Here is a 15,504-nt window from a genome sequence, read left to right as displayed (position 1 = left end):
GCGCAGCGCGGTGTCGGCGGGGTCGCCCTCGGCGCGCCACTGTCGCGCCAGCCGCTCGGCGCTCGCGAGGAAGCGGCCCGGGGAGCGCAGGGTGAGACCGCGCTCGCTGCCGGTCGCCGACATCGCGATGCGCCAGCCCTGCCCCGGCTCGCCGATGACGTCGGCGTCGGGCACGAAGACGTCGTCGAGGAAGAGCTCCGCGAAGGCGGGCTTGCCGTCGAGACGGGGGATGGGGCGCACGGTGACGCCCGGTGCGCGCAGGTCGAACATCAGGTAGGTGAGCCCGCGATGGGGCCTGTCGGCGTCCGGGTCGCTGCGGAAGAGGCCGAAGGCGCGGTCGGCGAAGGCCGCCCGGGACGACCAGGTCTTCTGCCCGTTGAGCACCCAACCGCCCGTTGTCCGACGGGCAGTTGACCGCAGCGAGGCGAGGTCGGAGCCGGACTCCGGCTCCGACCAGGCCTGCGCCCAGATCACCTCGCCGCTCGCCATGGTCGGCAGGATGCGGCAGCGCTGCTCGTCGGTGCCGTAGTCGAAGAGGGTCGGGGCGAGGAGGTTGATGCCGTTCTGCGAGACGCGGCCGGGTGCGCCCGCCGCGTAGTAGGCCTCCTCGAACAGCAGCCAGCGCACGAGCCCGGCGCCCTGCCCGCCGTACCGCTCGGGCCACGACACGACGGACCACCGGTCGGCGGACAGCTCGCGCTCCCACGCGCGGTGTGCGGCGAAGCCCTCCTCCGTCTCCAGGGACGGCAGTTCCTCGTCCGGCACGTGCGCGGCGAGCCAGCCGCGGGCCCGCTCCTGGAACGCCGCGTCCTCGGCCTCGATCGTCAGGTCCATCAGACTCGCGCCGCCTTCTTCATCCGGGCCACGTCCATGCCGCCGAGGGAGTCGGCGGCGGTCTCGGCGTTGTGCGCGTGGGCGAGGTGGTGCAGGCCGAACACGGAGTCGAGGCCGGTGTGCAGTCCCTGGAGGTCCTCTGCCTGGTTGACGGCACGCTTGGCGAGGGCGAGGCCCATGCGTGGCATCGCGGCGACGCGCCCGGCAAGTTCGAGGGTGCGCTCCCTCAACTCCCGCTTCGGTACGACCTTGTTGACCATGCCCACCTCATAGGCGCGCGCGGCCGGCATCCTGTCCCCCGTGTAGAGGAACTCCTTGGCGATGCGCGGCGGCATCACCCACGGGTGCGCGAAGTACTCGACCCCGGGTATCCCCATGCGCACGACGGGATCGGCGAAGAACGCGTCCTCGCTCGCGACGATCAGGTCGCAGATCCACGCCAGCATCAACCCGCCTGCCACGCAGGCCCCTTGGACCGAGGCGACGACCGGCTTGGGCAGCTCGCGCCAGCGCCGGCACATGCCGAGATACACCTCGGACTCGCGGGCGTAGCGGCTCTCGGCGCCGTCCTTGTCGGAGTGGTCCCACCACAGGCCCGCGCGCCGCTCGAAGGGCAGATGCGCGTCGCGTCCGGGTGAGCCGATGTCGTGGCCGGCGCTGAAGTGCTCCCCCGCGCCGGCGAGCACGATCACCCGTACGTCGGCGGCGTCGGCGGCCCGGTAGAAGGCGCGGTCCAGGGCGTAGGTCATCGCCGAGTTCTGCGCGTTGCGGTACTGCGGCCGGTTCAGCGTGATCGTCGCGACGGGCCCCTCGACCTCGTACAGGACGACGTCCTCGGTCTCGGCGTCGGTGTCGGTGTCGGTGTCGGTGTCGGTGTCGGTGTCGGTGTCGGCCTCGATGCTGGGCATACGACAGCTCCTCTTCCCTAACAAGTGTTTGGTAGATTAGCCTCCGGGTCGGACATCCGTCGAGAACCCAGGGGCAGAGGATGAGCGGACCGCAGGGCGGAGCGGAGGGGCTGCGGGCCGAGGCGCGCTCCTGGCTGGAGGAGCAACTCCGCGGTGAGTGGCGCGCGTTGCGCGGACTCGGCGGGCCCGGCCGCGACTCTTCCCCCCGCGCCGACGCGGTCCACGCCGGATCGCACGAGATCCAGCGCAACATCATCGCCGAGCGCGTGCTCGGCCTTCCCAAGGAGCTACGCGTATGAGCACGCCGCCGCCGTACGAGCCCGGTCACCAGCTGCTCGCCGGACGCACCGCCGTGATCACCGCGGCGGCCGGCGCGGGCATCGGCGGTGCCACTGCCCGCCGGTTCCTGGAGGAGGGTGCGCGCATCGTCGTGGGCGACGCGCACGCACGGCGCACGGCCGAGACGGTGGAGAGTCTCGCCAAGGAGTTCGGCGCGGACCGGGTGACCGGGACGCCCTGCGACGTCACCGACGAACAGCAGGTGCGGGAGCTGTTCGCGCTGGCCGAGCGCGAGCACGGCGGCCTGGACATCGTCGTGAACAACGCGGGGCTCGGCGGCACCGCCGCACTGACGGAGATGACCGACGAACAGTGGGCGAAGGTCATCGACGTGACGCTGACCGGCACCTTCCGCTGCACGCGCACGGCGCTGCGCCTGATGAAGGCGTCGGGCAGCAGGGGCGTCATCGTCAACAACGCCTCCGTGCTCGGCTGGCGGGCCCAGGCCGGGCAGGCGCACTACGCCGCGGCTAAGGCCGGGGTGATGGCGCTGACCCGCTGCGCGTCCGTTGAGGCGGCCGAGCACGGCATCCGCGTCAACGCGGTCTCGCCGTCGCTCGCCATGCACCCGCACCTGGTGAAGGTGACCTCGCCCGAGCTGCTCGACGAGCTGACGTCGCGGGAGGCGTTCGGCCGGTACGCCGAGCCCTGGGAGGTGGCCAACGTCATCGTCTTCCTCGCCAGCGGCTACTCCTCCTACCTGACGGGCGAGGTGCTCTCCGTCAGCGACCGGCATGCCTGAGCGGGCCGCCCGCCGGGCCGAGCTGCTCGCGGTGGCCGCGGACGTCTTCGCCGAGCTCGGCTACAGCGCCACCACCGTCCGCGTCATCGCGGAGCGCGCGGGCCTGCTCGCGGGCAGCCTCTACTACCACTTCGACTCGAAGGAGTCGATGCTGGAGGAGATCCTGCGGACGTTCCTCGACGAGCTGTGGGCCGGCTACGGCACGGTCCTCGGCGACCGCGGCCTCGGCCCCCGCGAGACGCTGGGGGCGCTGGTCACCGAGTCGTTCCGGGAGATCGACCGGCACGGACCCGCGGTCGCCGTCTTCCAGAAGGAGGCGCGCCAGCTGACCACGCAGTCCCGTTTCGCCTTCCTCGCCGAGGCGCAGCGCAACCTGGAGACCGCCTGGCGCACGACGCTGGAGCGCGGCGTCACCGAGGGCGCCTTCCGCCCCGACCTCGACGTGCGCCTGACCTATCGCTTCCTGCGCGACACCGTGTGGGTGGCCGCGTCCTGGTACCGGCCGGGCGGCCGCCACACGGCCGACGGCATCGCGGAGCAGTACCTGTCGATGGTCCTCGACGGCATCTCCGCATCCGCCATTATCCCTACCGTCACGAGGAGTTGACCATGCCCGAGGCTTACATAGTGGACGCCGTGCGCACCCCGGTGGGCCGTCGCAAGGGCGGCCTGTCCGCCGTGCACCCCGCCGACCTCGGCGCGCACGTGCTGAAGGCGCTCGTGGAACGCACCGGTGTCGATCCGGGCGCCGTGGAGGACGTCGTGTTCGGCTGCCTGGACACGGTCGGTCCGCAGGCCGGGGACATCGCGCGGACCGCGTGGCTCGCGGCCGGGCTGCCGGAGGAGGTGCCGGGCGTCACGATCGACCGGCAGTGCGGCTCCTCGCAGCAGGCGGTGCACTTCGCGGCGCAGGGGGTGCTGTCGGGCACGCAGGACCTGGTGGTGGCCGGTGGCACGCAGAACATGTCGCTGATCCCGATCGCGTTCGCCTCGCGCCAGGCGGCCGAACCGCTGGGTCTCACGGAAGGCCCGTACGCGGGCGGCGAGGGTTGGCGCGCCCGCTACGGCTCCCAGCCCGTGAACCAGTTCCACGGCGCCCAGTTGATCGCCGACAAGTGGGACATCTCGCGGCTCGCCATGGAGGAGTGGGCGCTGCGGTCGCATCAGCGGGCGATCCGGGCGATCGACGAGGGCCGGTTCGCCAAGGAGACGGTTGCGTACGGCGACGTCACGGCGGACGAGGGCCCGCGCCGTGACACGACCCTGGAGAAGATGGCCGGGCTGAAGCCGGTCGTGGAGGGCGGCACCATCACGGCCGCGTGCTCCTCCCAGGTCTCGGACGGTGCGGCGGCGATGCTCCTCGCCTCCGAACGAGCGGTACGCGAACACGGGTTGACGCCGCGTGCCCGCATCCACCACCTCTCGGTGCGCGGCGAGGACCCGATCCGGATGCTGTCGGCGCCGATCCCGGCGACGGCCCACGCGCTGAAGAAGACCGGCATGTCGCTCGACGACATCGATCTGGTGGAGATCAACGAGGCGTTCGCGCCTGTCGTCCTTGCCTGGCTGAAGGAGACCGGCGCCGACCCGGCGAAGGTGAACGTGAACGGCGGCGCCATCGCGCTGGGCCACCCGCTGGGCGCGACCGGTGTGAAGCTGATGACGACGCTGCTGCACGAACTGGAGCGCACGGGCGGCCGGTTCGGCCTGCAGACGATGTGCGAGGGCGGCGGCCAGGCGAACGTGACGATCATCGAGCGGCTGTAGCCGCGGGACACGAAAAGGGGGGCGGGGTCCGCGCGGACCCCGCCCCCCTCTCGCGCCTACTACAGCGTCCGCAGCCGCCCCAGCGTCTCCCCCGCCTCCGCCACGATCCGCTCCACCAGCTCCTTGCACGACGGCAGGTCCTCGATGAGACCCGCGACCTGCCCCGAGGCCATGACCCCGCCGCTCGGATCGCCGTCCACCATCGCGGACTTGAGCATCATGGGCGTATTCGCCGCGAGGAGGACCTGGCTCCAGGTGAGGTCCTTGCCGTGCTTCATCGCGAGGCCGTCGCGCACCATCTGGCTCCAGCCGAGCCCCGACACCTTGCGGAAGGCGGCCGCGTGCCGCACCGCCCGCAGCAGGGCGGCGGGCCGTCCCGCGCGTTCGAGGCCGGCGACGAGTTCGCTGCGCAGCATGCGGTGCGGCAGTCCGTCGACCGCCGTCGTGACGGTGACGTCCTTGACGGAAGCCTTGAGGTAGCGGGCCTTCACCGCGTCCGGGACCGTCGAGTCGGAGGTCAGCAGGAAGCGGGTGCCCATGGCCACGCCCGCGGCCCCGTAGGCGAGCGCCGCGACCAGGCCGCGCCCGTCGTGGAAGCCGCCCGCCGCGATCACCGGGATGTCGACGGCGTCGACGACTTGCGGCAGCAGTACGGTCGTTGCCACGTCGCCGGTGTGCCCGCCGCCCTCGCCTCCCTGGACGACGACCGCGTCCGCGCCCCAGGCCGCGACCTTCTCCGCGTGCCGCCGCGCCCCGATGGAGGGGATGACGACGACGCCCGCGTCCTTCAGCTCCGCGATCAGCTCCTTCGACGGCGCGAGCGCGAAGGACGCCACCTTCACGCCCTCGTCGACGATGATCCGTACACGGTCGCGGGCGTCCCCCGCGTCGGCCCGCAGATTCACGCCGAAGGGCTGGTCCGTGCGCGACTTCACCTCCTTTACCGCGGCGCGCAGTTGGTCGAGGGTCATGGTCGCGGAGGCGAGGATGCCGAGTGCTCCGGCGTTCGCGGAGGCGGACACCAGGCGCGGCCCCGCGACCCACCCCATGCCGGTCTGCACGATCGGGTACCGCACGCCGATGAGAGCGGTGAGGGCCGTCTCCAGGACGGTCCCGGGCTGTCCGCTCACGCCGGGACCTCTCGATGACGCAACCCCTTCGGATCCAACTCCTCGCGGATCAGCCGCAGTTCCTCCGCCGTCGGTTCACGGGTGGACGGGACGTCGGCGGCGGCCACGAGCGTGAACCCGGTCGCCTCCCGCACCTCCTGCACCGTGACACCGGGGTGCAGCGACGCGATCCGCATCGCGTGGTCGGGCGTCTCGAAGTCGAGCACGGCGAGATTGGTGACGACCCGCGGAATGCGGTGGAAGCGCGTCGCGGACGGCCCGGCCGCGGCGGCGTTGTCGTACCCGACGCCGCTCACCATGTCGACCTTCTCCACGAAGACGCGCCGGGAGTGCTTCGGCACCCAGTAACTCGTCGGATTGTTGAGGGTGTTGACCGGTGCGCCGCGCACCCCGAGAAGCTGGCGGGTGGGCTGCTGCCAGTCGCCGATGCAGGAGATGTTCTGGTTGCCGAACCTGTCGATCTGGCTCGCGCCCATCATCACGTGCCGGTGTCCCCGTGTGACGAACTCCAGGTGCTGGCGGTACGGCAGCCAGCCCTCGCGCTCCCCGTCCGGTCCGATCAGCATCGCCTCGCCGTCGGTCATCAGCAGGTCGGGGGCGAAGGTGCGGCGGGCCAGCCGGGCGCCGATGCCGGGGATCAGGCCCATGGGGCTGGCGAGGATCTCCCCGCCGTCGCGCCAGGCGTCGGCGCACCCGACGACGCAGTACTCGGCGCGGGTCACGCCCTCGGTCACGGTCGCGGTCGTCGTCATCGGGTGGCCCCGCCTTCCTGCTCGTCGCGCCAGGCCTCGACGGCGGCCTGGTACGCCTTCTCGTCGCCGTCGAGGAACCGCGCCCGCAGCTGGGCGAACGGCGTGGTCGCATACAGCTTCTGGAACGCCTCGTCGCGCCCGTAGTCCGGTGCGCAGGAGGTGAAGTGGGCGCCGTTCGGCGTCTCGACGACGCCGGTGACGCGGTGCCGCTTGATCAGCATCGAGGGGGCGGCCCCGCCCTCGACGAGCTCGGCGCCGCTCACGAGCCGCTCGCAGGAGACGTACGCCGCGTCGGCCGCCTCGCAGAACAGGTCGTCGAAGTACGGGTCGGGGCCCAGGTACTGGCCGTTGCCCGACCGGTCCGCGCGGTTGACGTGGACCAGGGCCGCGTCGAGGCGCAGCGCGGGCATCGCGACGAAGGTCTCCCCGTCCTCGTACGGCGAATCGACGGTGCGCAGGCCGGGGTTGACCCGCAGCACGTCGGAGCCGATGCCCGCCCGCACCGGCAGGAACGGCAGCCGGTTGGCCGCCGCCCGCAGGCCCCACATGAACATGGCCTCGTCGACCTCCATCAGCTCGATGCGGCCCTGCTCGCGCGCGGCGCGGAAGTTCGGCTCCAGAGGGATCGAGTCGAGGGTGACGAAGGCGGCGACCAGTTTGCGTATCTTCCCTGCGGCGGCCAGCAGGCCGACGTCCGGGCCGCCGTACGAGACGACGGTCAAGTCGGTGACGTCGCTGCGCAGCAACGCCCGTACCAGGGCCATGGGTTTGCGTCGTGAGCCCCAGCCGCCGATGCCGACGGTCATCCCGCTGCGCAGCCTCCCGACGACGTCTTCCGGGGTCATCGTCTTGTCGGTCATGGTCAGTTGCCCTCCTGTCCGAAGGTGTCGCGGACCCGGTCGGCGACCCCGCTGAGGTTCGCCTCGAAGGTGAACCCCTGCTCGAAGCGGTAGCTGCGGCGTACGTCGACGGGGTCGATGCCGTTGATGGCGGCCTTGGCCAGCCGCAGCAGATAGCCGTCCTTACGGGCGATCTCCGCGGCCAACCCGATTGCCGCGTCGCGCAGTTGCTCGCGCGGGACGACCTGCCACACCGAGCCGTGGGCGTGCAGCTCGGAGGCGGTCGCGGTGCGCGAGGTGTAGTAGAGAGTGCGCATCAGGTGCTGCGGGACCAAGCGGGCCAGGTGGGTCGCGGCGCCGAGTGCGCCACGGTCCAGTTCGGGCAGGCCGAACGTGGCGTCCTCGCTCGCCACGATCGCGTCGGCGTTCCCGACGAGGCCGATGCCGCCGCCCAGGCAGAAGCCCTGGACGGCCGCGACGACCGGCACCTCGCACTCGTACACCGCGGCGAACGCCTCGGCGCAGCCCCGGTTGGCGCCGATCAGCGCGGCGTGGCCGGTGTCGCGCTGCATCTCCTTGATGTCGACGCCCGCGTTGAAGCCCCGCCCGGACGCGCCGAGCACGACGCAGCGCACCTCGGGGTCGCGGCCGGCGGCGCGCAGGGTGTCGGCGAGGTCGTACCAGCCTTGTACGGGCAGGGCGTTGACCGGTGGGTAGTCGACATCGACGAGTGCGACGGCCTTGTCCGTCGGCGAGCTTTCCGCGTACGAGAGCGTTACGGGCATCGGCGACCCCGCCACCTTCCTACCAAACATTTGTTAGTTGACCAGAAGGTAGCAGCGTCCGCTCACGAGGAACAGACGGAGTCCGGGGCGAGCAGGGCCGATGCGTCGAGCCGGGAGCGGTGCCAGGCCGGGGTGCCGAAGAGCTGCGCGGTGCCGTGGGCGCGCTTGAAGTAGCGGTGGGCCTCGTGCTCCCAGGTGAGGGCGATGGCGCCGTGCAGCTGGATCATCTCGCCCGCCGCCGTCGAGAACGCCTGCGCGCAGGCCGACTTGGCGGCCGCCGCGAGCAGCCGTGCGCGCCGCGGCTCCTCCTCGTCGGCTGCATGCGCGGCGGCGAGTGCCAGCGATCTGGCCGCCTCGACCTGGACATACAGGTCGGCCAGGTGGTGCTTGCTACGGCGGCGGGGGCGCCGGCACAGTGGAACTGAACGTGGTGGCCGAGGAGTTGGGGCACGTGCTCAGCCCCGTCCCGTTCCTGTCGTGCGCGGTCGTGGCGCCCCGCACTCGGGTACGCCGAGACCGGTCACCCCGATCTGCTGGACGAGCGGGCGCCACGCGGCTCCGCCCTCGTGCCGCGCGAGCAGCGACCGCACCGCCGCCAGTTCCTCGTGTTCCTCTCCGAGTCGCACCGCGTCGGCCCCTCTCCGCCTGTTCCGGTCCTGGACCGGCGCAGCGAAGCACGAGGAGCGGTGCGCCGCAGCACACCGCTCCCGTCAGGCGGGAACGGCGGGGCCCTCAGTGCGCCGACGGGTCCCGCTCGGACTCGTGCCAGCCGGCGTGCAGCGCCTGGTACTCCTCGACGGTCGCCTTCGGCACGTACGTCCCGGGTCCGTACATCGCCTTGGCGAGGCGGGCCCGCATCCGCTGGCTCACGGTGAACTTCCGTGCCACCCCGTTCTCGTCGACGCGCGGCCCCAACTCGTAGGGCGCGGGCTGCTCGTGGGAGTTCAGCGTGTACAACTCGGCGCGCGAGAGCGGTTCGTGGACCTCGATGAACTCGCCGTGCGGCAGCCGCTTGACGGTGCCGGACTCGCGGCCGTGCAGGGCCTTCTCCCGGTCACGGCGCTGCAGCCCGTTGCAGATCCGCTTGGTGACGAGGTACGCGAGCACGGGGACGACGAAGAAGCCGATCCGCACGAACCAGGTGATGGCGTTGATGGACAGGTGCAGCTGTGTGGCCACGATGTCGTTGCCACCCCCGATCAGCAGGACCGCGTACAGGGCGAGCCAGGCGACGCCGAGCCCGGTGCGGACCGGGTGATTGCGCGGGCGCTGGGCCGTGTGGTGCTCCCGTTTGTCGCCGGTCACCCACGACTCGATGAACGGATAGACCGCCATCAACGTCATGACCAGCGGGAACAGACTGAACGGGATGAAGACGCCCAGTTGTAACGTGTGCCCCCAGGCGTTGATCTCCCATCCCGGCATCACCCGGATCAGCCCCTCGGAGAAGCCCAGGTACCAGTCGGGCTGGGCGCCGGTGGTGACGAGGTCCGTCCGGTACGGACCGAAGGCCCACACGGGGTTGATCGTCGCGACCGCCCCCATGATCGCCAGCACTCCGAAGACGAGGAAGAAGAAGCCGCCGGCCTTGGCCACGTAAATGGGCAGGAAGGGGGCACCGACCACGTTCTTCTCGGTGCGGCCGGGGCCCGCGAACTGGGTGTGCTTGTGGTAGAAGACCAGGATCAGGTGCGCCGCGACCAGGCCCAGCATGATGCCCGGCAGCAGCAGGATGTGCACCGGATAGAGGCGGGCGATGAAGTCGTCGCCGGGGAACTCGCCGCCGAAGAGGAAGAACGCCAGATACGTTCCCACGATCGGCACCGACAGGATCGCGCCCTGCGCGAAGCGCAGTCCCGTGCCGGAGAGCAGGTCGTCGGGGAGCGAGTAGCCGGTGAGCCCGGTGACAATGCCGAGCATCAACAGGGTCCAGCCGAACAGCCAGTTGACCTCGCGCGGCTTGCGGAAGGCGCCGGTGAAGAACACCCGCATCATGTGCGCGAGCATCGCCGCGACGAACACGACGGCGGCCCAGTGGTGGATCTGCCGGATGAGCAGTCCGCCGCGCACCTCCATGCTGATGTCGATCGTCGACTCGTAGGCCCGCGTCATCAGGATGCCCTTGAGCGGTTCGTAACTGCCGTTGTAGACGACCTCGGTGGTGCTGGGGTCGAAGAAGAGGGTCAGATAGACGCCGGTGAGGATGAGGATGATGAAGCTGTAGAGGCAGATCTCGCCGAACATGAAGGACCAGTGGTCCGGGAAGATCTTGCGCATCTGGGACTTGGCCAGCTGATAGAGCCCGAGCCTGCCGTCGGCCCAGTCGGCGAGGCGCTCCCCGCTGCTCGGGGGGTCGGGCCGCTTGCCGCTTCCGTGAGCACGCTCGATGCCGCCTTCGCTCATTCGGCTCCCCCTGGTTTGCCCACAAGGCCGGTGAACACAGCCAGAGTAGGGCGCGGAGCAGCGTCGCCGACAGGGGTCAGCGCGTCCCTGTCACCCCTGGTCCCCTTCCGCCATCCGCTCCACGGCCGCCTCCACCGTCCGCGTGTGCGCCCACGCCGCCTCGGTCGCCGCCTGCGGGTCGCGGCGGGCGATGGCCTCGGCGAGGTCGTCGTGGGCGGAGGCGCCGGGCAGTTCGGAGGTCCAGTTCGGCCGCAGCGACGCGATGGTGTCGCGCACCGACTCGACGATGCTCTCGTACAGCTCCGTCATCAGCGGATTTCCGCTCGCCGCGACGATCGCCCGGTGGAACTCCAGGTCCCGGTCCACGTACGCGGCCCGGTCCCCCCTCTCGTCGGCCCGGCGCCGGGCGAGCAGCGCGGACAGGATGCGGGCCAGGTCGTCCTCGCCCCGGTGCAGGGCGGCGGCGGGCGCGGCCTCCCGCTCCAGGGCGAGGCGCACCTGCAGGATGTGCTTCAACTCGGCCCGGCGCAGGCGCCGTTGGAGTGCAGCGTTCAGGTCGCTGGCCGCGCGCACATACGTACCGTCCCCGCGCCGCGCCTCCAACAGCCCCGTGTGGCACAGCGCCCGTACGGCCTCGCGCACCGTGTTGCGCCCCACGCCGAAGGTCTCGACGAGCTGCCCTTCCGCCGGGATCCGGTCCCCGACGGCCCACTCCCCGCTCTCGATGCTCCGCTCGATGTGCCCGATGGTCCGCTGCACCAGCGTGCCGCCGGGGCGTGCCGCGTCGAGGGGGGTGTCTGTGTCGGACAAGGCGGTGACCTTTCTCGTACGGACCGTGCGGGCGCTGCGCTCTGCGGACCGTGCCGGCTCAGCGGGGCCCTGCATTCTCCGACGGGAGAACGCGATCGGCGTTCACGACGCCAAATATCCCACATATAGGAACGAGAAAGGAACCCTCTTCCTCACGCTTGCCCCCTTTCGCGGAGTTTTTCGAGCCAAACATGGGATGTTACGTTGGTGCGCATGCCGCAAAGTGCCGACCGATCCCTGGCCGCTCCGTCCCTCTCGCCGAGCGGGTCCCGTACCGTTCCCGCGCCGGCCCTGGGCGGGCTCCTGGCCGCGGGCCTCCTCCTCATCGCCATGAACCTGCGACCCGGCGTCGTGGCCGTCTCTCCCGAACTCGACGAGATACGCCGCTCCACCGGGCTCAGCGGCTCGCTCGCGGGGCTGCTCACCACGCTGCCGATCCTCTGCTTCGGCGTCCTCGCCCCGTTCGCCGCCAAGCTGTCCCGGCGCATCGGCATGACGCGGGCGCTCGGCGCGATGATGGCCCTGCTCACGGCGGGCATCGCGGTCCGCATGGCACCCGGCCTGCCCGCGCTCTTCCTCGGCACGGTCCTGCTGGGCGCGGCGATATCCCTGGCGAACGTGCTCGTCCCCAGCATCATCAAGCGCGACTTCCACCACCGCACCGGCCTGATGATGGGCCTGTACTCGGTGGCCCTGTTCTGCGGCGCGGCCCTCGCCGCCGGGGTGACGGTGCCGCTCGGGGACGCGCTCGGGCTCGACTGGCGCGGAGCCATCGGCGTCTGGGCGGTCCTCTCCGCGCTCGCCTTCCTGCTCTGGCTGCCGCAGTTGCGCCGGGGCGACGAGGCGCCCGCACCGTCCGGCGCCGCGACCGACACCCGGACGCCGCTGCGCCGCTCCCCCCTCGCCTGGCAGGTCACCCTCCTCATGGGGCTGCAGTCCCTGGAGTACTACGCGTGCGCGGCCTGGATCCCCGCGATGCTCACCGACGAGGGCATGTCCAGCACCCAGGCCGGCTGGATGCTGTCCGTGATGAGCCTGGTCGGCATCGCGGGCTCGCTGGCCTTCACCGCCTTCGTGGGGCGACTGCGCACCCAGGTCCCCTTCGCACTGACCGGCACGGTGTGCGTCTTCCTCTCCCTGCTCGGCCTGATGGTCGCTCCGGTCGGCGGCGCGTACGCGTGGATGCTCCTCATGGGCTTCGGCTGCGGCCTGCTGATCAGCACCGCCCTGGCGGTGATCGTGCTGCGCTCCCCCGACGCGGTGCGGGCCGCGGAGATGTCCGGCATGGCGCAGGGCGTCGGCTACCTGCTCGCCGCCGCCGGCCCCTTCCTCCTCGGAGCGCTGCACGACGCGACGGGCGGCTGGACCACCCCGCTGATCGTGCTCGCGGTCCTGTGCGTACCGATGGGCATCGCGGGCGTCGGGGCCGGCCGGGTGCGGCAGTTGACGGCCTGAGGCCTTCAGGGAGGAGCGCGGCCGACTGATTGTCAGTGCCGCCTTCTACGGTGACGGGCATGGGGATCACCACGGCGTGGGCCATCACCACGCACGACGACGCCTTCGTTGCCGAACTGGCGCCGCGCATGCTGCCGTTGCTCGCCGCGGACCGGGACGACCCGGTCGCCCGGGAGCGGTGGCGGCGATGGCAGCGCGCGCCCCTGCCGGACCATCGGACGTGGTGCGGCGGCACGTTGAGCACGGAGCAGCGCGACGCCGTCGACTCGTTCCTCGCCCTCACCTCGAGTGGCGGGCGCCTGGAGGAGATGTGGAGCGGCTCGGGCCCGGACGACGACTTCGGGGTCGCCTCGGGCGTGTGGGAGCAGTCGGCGGATCCCGACGACATGTTCCTTTCCGTGCAGAGCAAGGACTTCGCGGTCGCCTCGCTGTTCCACGCCATCGGCCCCCACCGCGCCTCCCTGCTGCCCGGCTGGTGCGGGAGTTTCCTGCTGACGTCCGCCGAGGTGACCACCTTTCTTCCCGCGGTGGAGCGGGCCCTGACCTTCGCACCGCACGAGCGGGCCGCCGCCGACGAGCAGGACTGGCTGTCCTACGACGACGAGGAGTCCGTCCTCGACGGCCCGTTGCGGGCCTGGCGGGCGGCGGGCGCGCAAGGACTGGGGCTGTGCGGTGTGGCGCTCACCATCTATTGAGATCTATTGAGCGAGTTCTCTTGAGCGCGTGATCGCCTCCTCGCCTGATCGCCTGATCGCCGTTCGATTCCGCCTATTGCTCCTCGTTCCGCGATCCTCGTTCTCTCGCCCTTCGTTCGCCTCCGCCCACTCGCCCGATCCCCTCTCCCGATCCCTTTGCCAGTGCGACCGGCGAGTGGGGATAGGCTTTCGCGGTCGGTGGTCCGCTGGGGGCCTCACCGGCTCAAGCGAAGTCGTACTGGCTCGATCCGGGGGTCTGCCGATGTTGTTCGACGTGGGGGATAGGGCGACCGGCCCGCAGATGCCGATGCGGGCTGCCGCCCGGCAGCCGCGGTGAACCCCGTGGAGAACGTGGAGCACAACAGCGAGGGCGCGACCTCCGAGCCCGCCAAGTCCCCTCTGCCGGTGCGCCGCCTCGACGAGGACCGGCCCAACCCGGGGACCGTCCGCCCGGACACGACCGCGCGGCCGCTGCCCGAGCTGCCGGTGCAGCCGGTGTCGCAGCCGGAGCCCCAGCCACAGCCGTTCCCGGCAGCGTCGGAACCGGAGGACGCGGTGCCTGCGGCGCCGCTGACGCCGGGCACGACGCACACGGCTGACACAACGCACACGGCCGATGTGCCTGACGCGTCGGAGGTATCTGACGCGTCGGAGGTGCCTGATGTGCCGGACAGGGCCAGCGCACCGGAGACGCCTGTCACGCCCAAGACGCTCGCTCCTCCGGCTTCCTCACTGGCTGTGGCCCCCTTCGTCGACACGCCACCGAGACCACTGCCCGTGCCGCCCCAGTCGCAGCCACAGCCGCTCCCAGTTGCGCCGGAGCCGCAGGACGCGGTGCCTGCGGCGCCGTTCGCGTCTCAGACGATCGACGCGGCTGACGCGCCGGGGGCGGCCGGCGCACCGGAGACGCCTGTCACGCCCGAGGCGCCCGCTCCGCCGACGACTTCCGCATCCCCATCTCCGGCCCCCGCCCCCTTCATCGACACCACACCGAGGCCGCTGCCCGTGCCGCCACAACCGGCAGCGGGTCCGGGTCCTGGACCAGGGACAGGTCATCCAGGTCCAGGCCCGGAGGACACCGCACGGCTGCCCGTTGTCGCGGCGCCGCCCCTTCCGTCCGGGCCGCCGCCCGCGCCCGTCGCGGCGAGCGGTGCCGTGCCGGTCGTGCGTCCGCGACCGGGGATCGCGTTCCCGGCGCCCGAGCCCGTGTTCACCGTCGACCCGCGACTGACGCAGGCCGCCGGCAAGCCGCAGCACGGGGATTCCGTAGCGCGGCGTTCCGGACAGTCGCTCAAGCGGCTGGCCCGCCCCGGCGCCCAGGCGGGTGGCGAAGAGGCCCGCTGGGCACGGGAGTTGCAGTACCCGGTGGCCAGCGGCCGGATCGTCGCAGTGACCTCTATCCGGGGTGGCGTCGGCAAGACCACCACCGCCGCACTCGTCGCCCGTACCCTGCAGCGCGTCCGGCAGGACCCCGTGCTCGCGCTGGAGGCGGACGCCGCCCTCGGCACGCTGGCGGCGCGGCTCGGTGCGGAGTCGGTGCGCTGGTCGTGCACCGAGCTGGCCCGGATCCTGAAGCCGTCGATGCATCTCCTCGACATCACCGGCTACTTGGTGCCGCTCCCGGACGGTGGCTGGCTGCTGCCCGCGAGCCAGGGCCGCGTCGGTCCCCCGCTGGACATCCCCACGTACCGCACCGTCACCCTCGCCCTGCGCCGCCACTTCGCCGTGACGGTCGTCGACTGCGAGACACTGCCCGGCGACGTCGCGCGTACCGCCATGGACACCGCGCACGCACGCATCGTCGTGGCGCCGATGACCGCCGAGGGCGTCGGCGGCACCCGCGTCGTGCTGGACTGGCTCGCCGGGCTGCCGCACTCCGCGCTGCCGACCACCGTCGTGGCCCTCACCTCCGGTGCGCCGGACCAGAACCTCGACCTGGCCGCCGCGGCCGCCCACCTGCGCGAGACGGGCGTCGGCGTCGTGCACCTGCCCTACGACCGCCACCTCGCGGCGGGCGGCCCGATCCGCACCGACCTGCTCGCCTC

Annotated in this window: 17 protein-coding genes; 7 read left to right on the top strand and 10 right to left on the bottom strand. The window is 71.7% G+C overall.

Annotated features, from left to right (window positions below; genetic code table 11):
* Together G3I40_RS33400 and G3I40_RS33395 are read right to left on the bottom strand one after the other, a co-directional pair.
* Positions 1 to 834: acyl-CoA dehydrogenase family protein (locus G3I40_RS33400; protein WP_164306349.1), on the bottom strand; the 834-nt coding region annotated here is incomplete at its 3' end.
* The gene (locus tag G3I40_RS33395; RefSeq protein ID WP_164306348.1) at positions 834 to 1,742 is read right to left on the bottom strand and encodes an enoyl-CoA hydratase; all 909 of its coding nucleotides are present in this window, start codon (positions 1,740 to 1,742) and stop codon (positions 834 to 836) included. The genes G3I40_RS33395 and G3I40_RS33400, both read right to left, overlap by 1 nt.
* Before the next feature lie 80 nt (positions 1,743 to 1,822).
* On the opposite strand from G3I40_RS33395, the gene G3I40_RS33390 reads away from it, so the two are divergent.
* Genes G3I40_RS33390 through G3I40_RS33375 form a run of 4 tightly spaced genes read left to right on the top strand, consistent with a single transcriptional unit; the run spans position 1,823 to position 4,590 of the window.
* The gene (locus G3I40_RS33390) at positions 1,823 to 2,041 is read left to right on the top strand and encodes a hypothetical protein (protein WP_164306336.1); all 219 of its coding nucleotides are present in this window, start codon (positions 1,823 to 1,825) and stop codon (positions 2,039 to 2,041) included.
* Positions 2,038 to 2,823: an SDR family oxidoreductase gene (locus tag G3I40_RS33385; protein WP_164306347.1), complete on the top strand. Its 786-nt coding sequence runs from the start codon at positions 2,038 to 2,040 to the stop codon at positions 2,821 to 2,823. The genes G3I40_RS33390 and G3I40_RS33385 overlap by 4 nt, the downstream gene beginning before the upstream one ends.
* The gene (locus tag G3I40_RS33380; RefSeq protein WP_164306346.1) at positions 2,816 to 3,430 is read left to right on the top strand and encodes a TetR/AcrR family transcriptional regulator; all 615 of its coding nucleotides are present in this window, start codon (positions 2,816 to 2,818) and stop codon (positions 3,428 to 3,430) included. Before G3I40_RS33385 ends, G3I40_RS33380 begins: the two co-directional genes overlap by 8 nt.
* 2 nt (positions 3,431 to 3,432) lie before the next feature.
* Positions 3,433 to 4,590 (top strand): acetyl-CoA C-acetyltransferase, encoded by a 1,158-nt coding sequence (locus G3I40_RS33375; RefSeq protein WP_164306345.1) that lies wholly within the window; start codon positions 3,433 to 3,435, stop codon positions 4,588 to 4,590.
* A 59-nt stretch (positions 4,591 to 4,649) separates the two neighbouring features.
* Here the strand turns inward: G3I40_RS33375 and G3I40_RS33370 are convergent, their stop codons facing one another.
* From G3I40_RS33370 to G3I40_RS33335, 8 genes are all read right to left on the bottom strand, one after another.
* Positions 4,650 to 5,696 carry a nitronate monooxygenase gene (locus tag G3I40_RS33370; RefSeq protein ID WP_164306351.1) on the bottom strand — a complete coding sequence of 349 codons (1,047 nt, stop codon included), beginning with the start codon at positions 5,694 to 5,696 and terminating at the stop codon, positions 4,650 to 4,652.
* Between the two features lie 20 nt (positions 5,697 to 5,716).
* On the bottom strand, positions 5,717 to 6,472 hold the full coding sequence (locus tag G3I40_RS33365; protein ID WP_164306344.1) for a CoA-transferase: 756 nt from the start codon (positions 6,470 to 6,472) through the stop codon (positions 5,717 to 5,719).
* The gene (locus tag G3I40_RS33360; protein ID WP_164306343.1) at positions 6,469 to 7,332 is read right to left on the bottom strand and encodes a CoA transferase subunit A; all 864 of its coding nucleotides are present in this window, start codon (positions 7,330 to 7,332) and stop codon (positions 6,469 to 6,471) included. Before G3I40_RS33360 ends, G3I40_RS33365 begins: the two co-directional genes overlap by 4 nt.
* Positions 7,333 to 7,334: 2 nt before the next feature.
* The gene (locus tag G3I40_RS33355; protein WP_239092093.1) at positions 7,335 to 8,096 is read right to left on the bottom strand and encodes an enoyl-CoA hydratase family protein; all 762 of its coding nucleotides are present in this window, start codon (positions 8,094 to 8,096) and stop codon (positions 7,335 to 7,337) included.
* Between the two features lie 62 nt (positions 8,097 to 8,158).
* The gene (locus G3I40_RS33350; RefSeq protein ID WP_275410270.1) at positions 8,159 to 8,476 is read right to left on the bottom strand and encodes an acyl-CoA dehydrogenase family protein; all 318 of its coding nucleotides are present in this window, start codon (positions 8,474 to 8,476) and stop codon (positions 8,159 to 8,161) included.
* A gap of 75 nt (positions 8,477 to 8,551) precedes the next feature.
* A complete protein-coding gene (locus G3I40_RS33345) occupies positions 8,552 to 8,722 on the bottom strand; it encodes a hypothetical protein (protein WP_203645229.1) in 171 nt (56 codons plus the stop codon).
* 106 nt (positions 8,723 to 8,828) lie between these two features.
* Complete coding sequence (locus tag G3I40_RS33340; RefSeq protein WP_164306341.1) at positions 8,829 to 10,499, bottom strand: cytochrome bc complex cytochrome b subunit; 1,671 nt, start codon at positions 10,497 to 10,499, stop codon at positions 8,829 to 8,831.
* A 90-nt stretch (positions 10,500 to 10,589) separates the two neighbouring features.
* Positions 10,590 to 11,309, bottom strand: coding sequence for a FadR/GntR family transcriptional regulator (locus tag G3I40_RS33335; protein ID WP_203645227.1), 720 nt, complete (start codon positions 11,307 to 11,309; stop codon positions 10,590 to 10,592).
* A gap of 213 nt (positions 11,310 to 11,522) precedes the next feature.
* Here G3I40_RS33335 and G3I40_RS33330 point away from each other — a divergent pair, with 213 nt between their 5' ends.
* The 3 genes from G3I40_RS33330 to G3I40_RS33320 form a co-directional block, all read left to right on the top strand.
* Positions 11,523 to 12,764, top strand: a complete 1,242-nt coding sequence (locus G3I40_RS33330) for an MFS transporter (protein WP_164306339.1) — start codon at positions 11,523 to 11,525, stop codon at positions 12,762 to 12,764.
* Between the two features lie 59 nt (positions 12,765 to 12,823).
* Positions 12,824 to 13,459 (top strand): hypothetical protein, encoded by a 636-nt coding sequence (locus G3I40_RS33325; protein WP_164306338.1) that lies wholly within the window; start codon positions 12,824 to 12,826, stop codon positions 13,457 to 13,459.
* A gap of 1,164 nt (positions 13,460 to 14,623) precedes the next feature.
* Positions 14,624 to 15,504 (top strand): type VII secretion protein (locus G3I40_RS33320; protein WP_343245094.1); only part of this gene is annotated, 881 nt, incomplete at its 3' end.

Source organism: Streptomyces sp. SID14478 (genome assembly GCF_010548525.1).
Taxonomy (GTDB): Bacteria; Actinomycetota; Actinomycetes; order Streptomycetales; family Streptomycetaceae; genus Streptomyces.
The sequence above is the reverse complement of the archived record's forward strand: the minus strand, read 5'-3'. Positions and strand labels throughout refer to the sequence as shown.

Coding starts and splice junctions, on each gene's coding strand:
- G3I40_RS33395 (WP_164306348.1), bottom strand. CDS start 1,742: ATGCCCAGCATCGAGGCCGACACCGACACCGACACCGACACCGACACC.
- G3I40_RS33390 (WP_164306336.1), top strand. CDS start 1,823: ATGAGCGGACCGCAGGGCGGAGCGGAGGGGCTGCGGGCCGAGGCGCGC.
- G3I40_RS33385 (WP_164306347.1), top strand. CDS start 2,038: ATGAGCACGCCGCCGCCGTACGAGCCCGGTCACCAGCTGCTCGCCGGA.
- G3I40_RS33380 (WP_164306346.1), top strand. CDS start 2,816: ATGCCTGAGCGGGCCGCCCGCCGGGCCGAGCTGCTCGCGGTGGCCGCG.
- G3I40_RS33375 (WP_164306345.1), top strand. CDS start 3,433: ATGCCCGAGGCTTACATAGTGGACGCCGTGCGCACCCCGGTGGGCCGT.
- G3I40_RS33365 (WP_164306344.1), bottom strand. CDS start 6,472: ATGACGACGACCGCGACCGTGACCGAGGGCGTGACCCGCGCCGAGTAC.
- G3I40_RS33360 (WP_164306343.1), bottom strand. CDS start 7,332: ATGACCGACAAGACGATGACCCCGGAAGACGTCGTCGGGAGGCTGCGC.
- G3I40_RS33355 (WP_239092093.1), bottom strand. CDS start 8,096: ATGCCCGTAACGCTCTCGTACGCGGAAAGCTCGCCGACGGACAAGGCC.
- G3I40_RS33340 (WP_164306341.1), bottom strand. CDS start 10,499: ATGAGCGAAGGCGGCATCGAGCGTGCTCACGGAAGCGGCAAGCGGCCC.
- G3I40_RS33330 (WP_164306339.1), top strand. CDS start 11,523: ATGCCGCAAAGTGCCGACCGATCCCTGGCCGCTCCGTCCCTCTCGCCG.
- G3I40_RS33325 (WP_164306338.1), top strand. CDS start 12,824: ATGGGGATCACCACGGCGTGGGCCATCACCACGCACGACGACGCCTTC.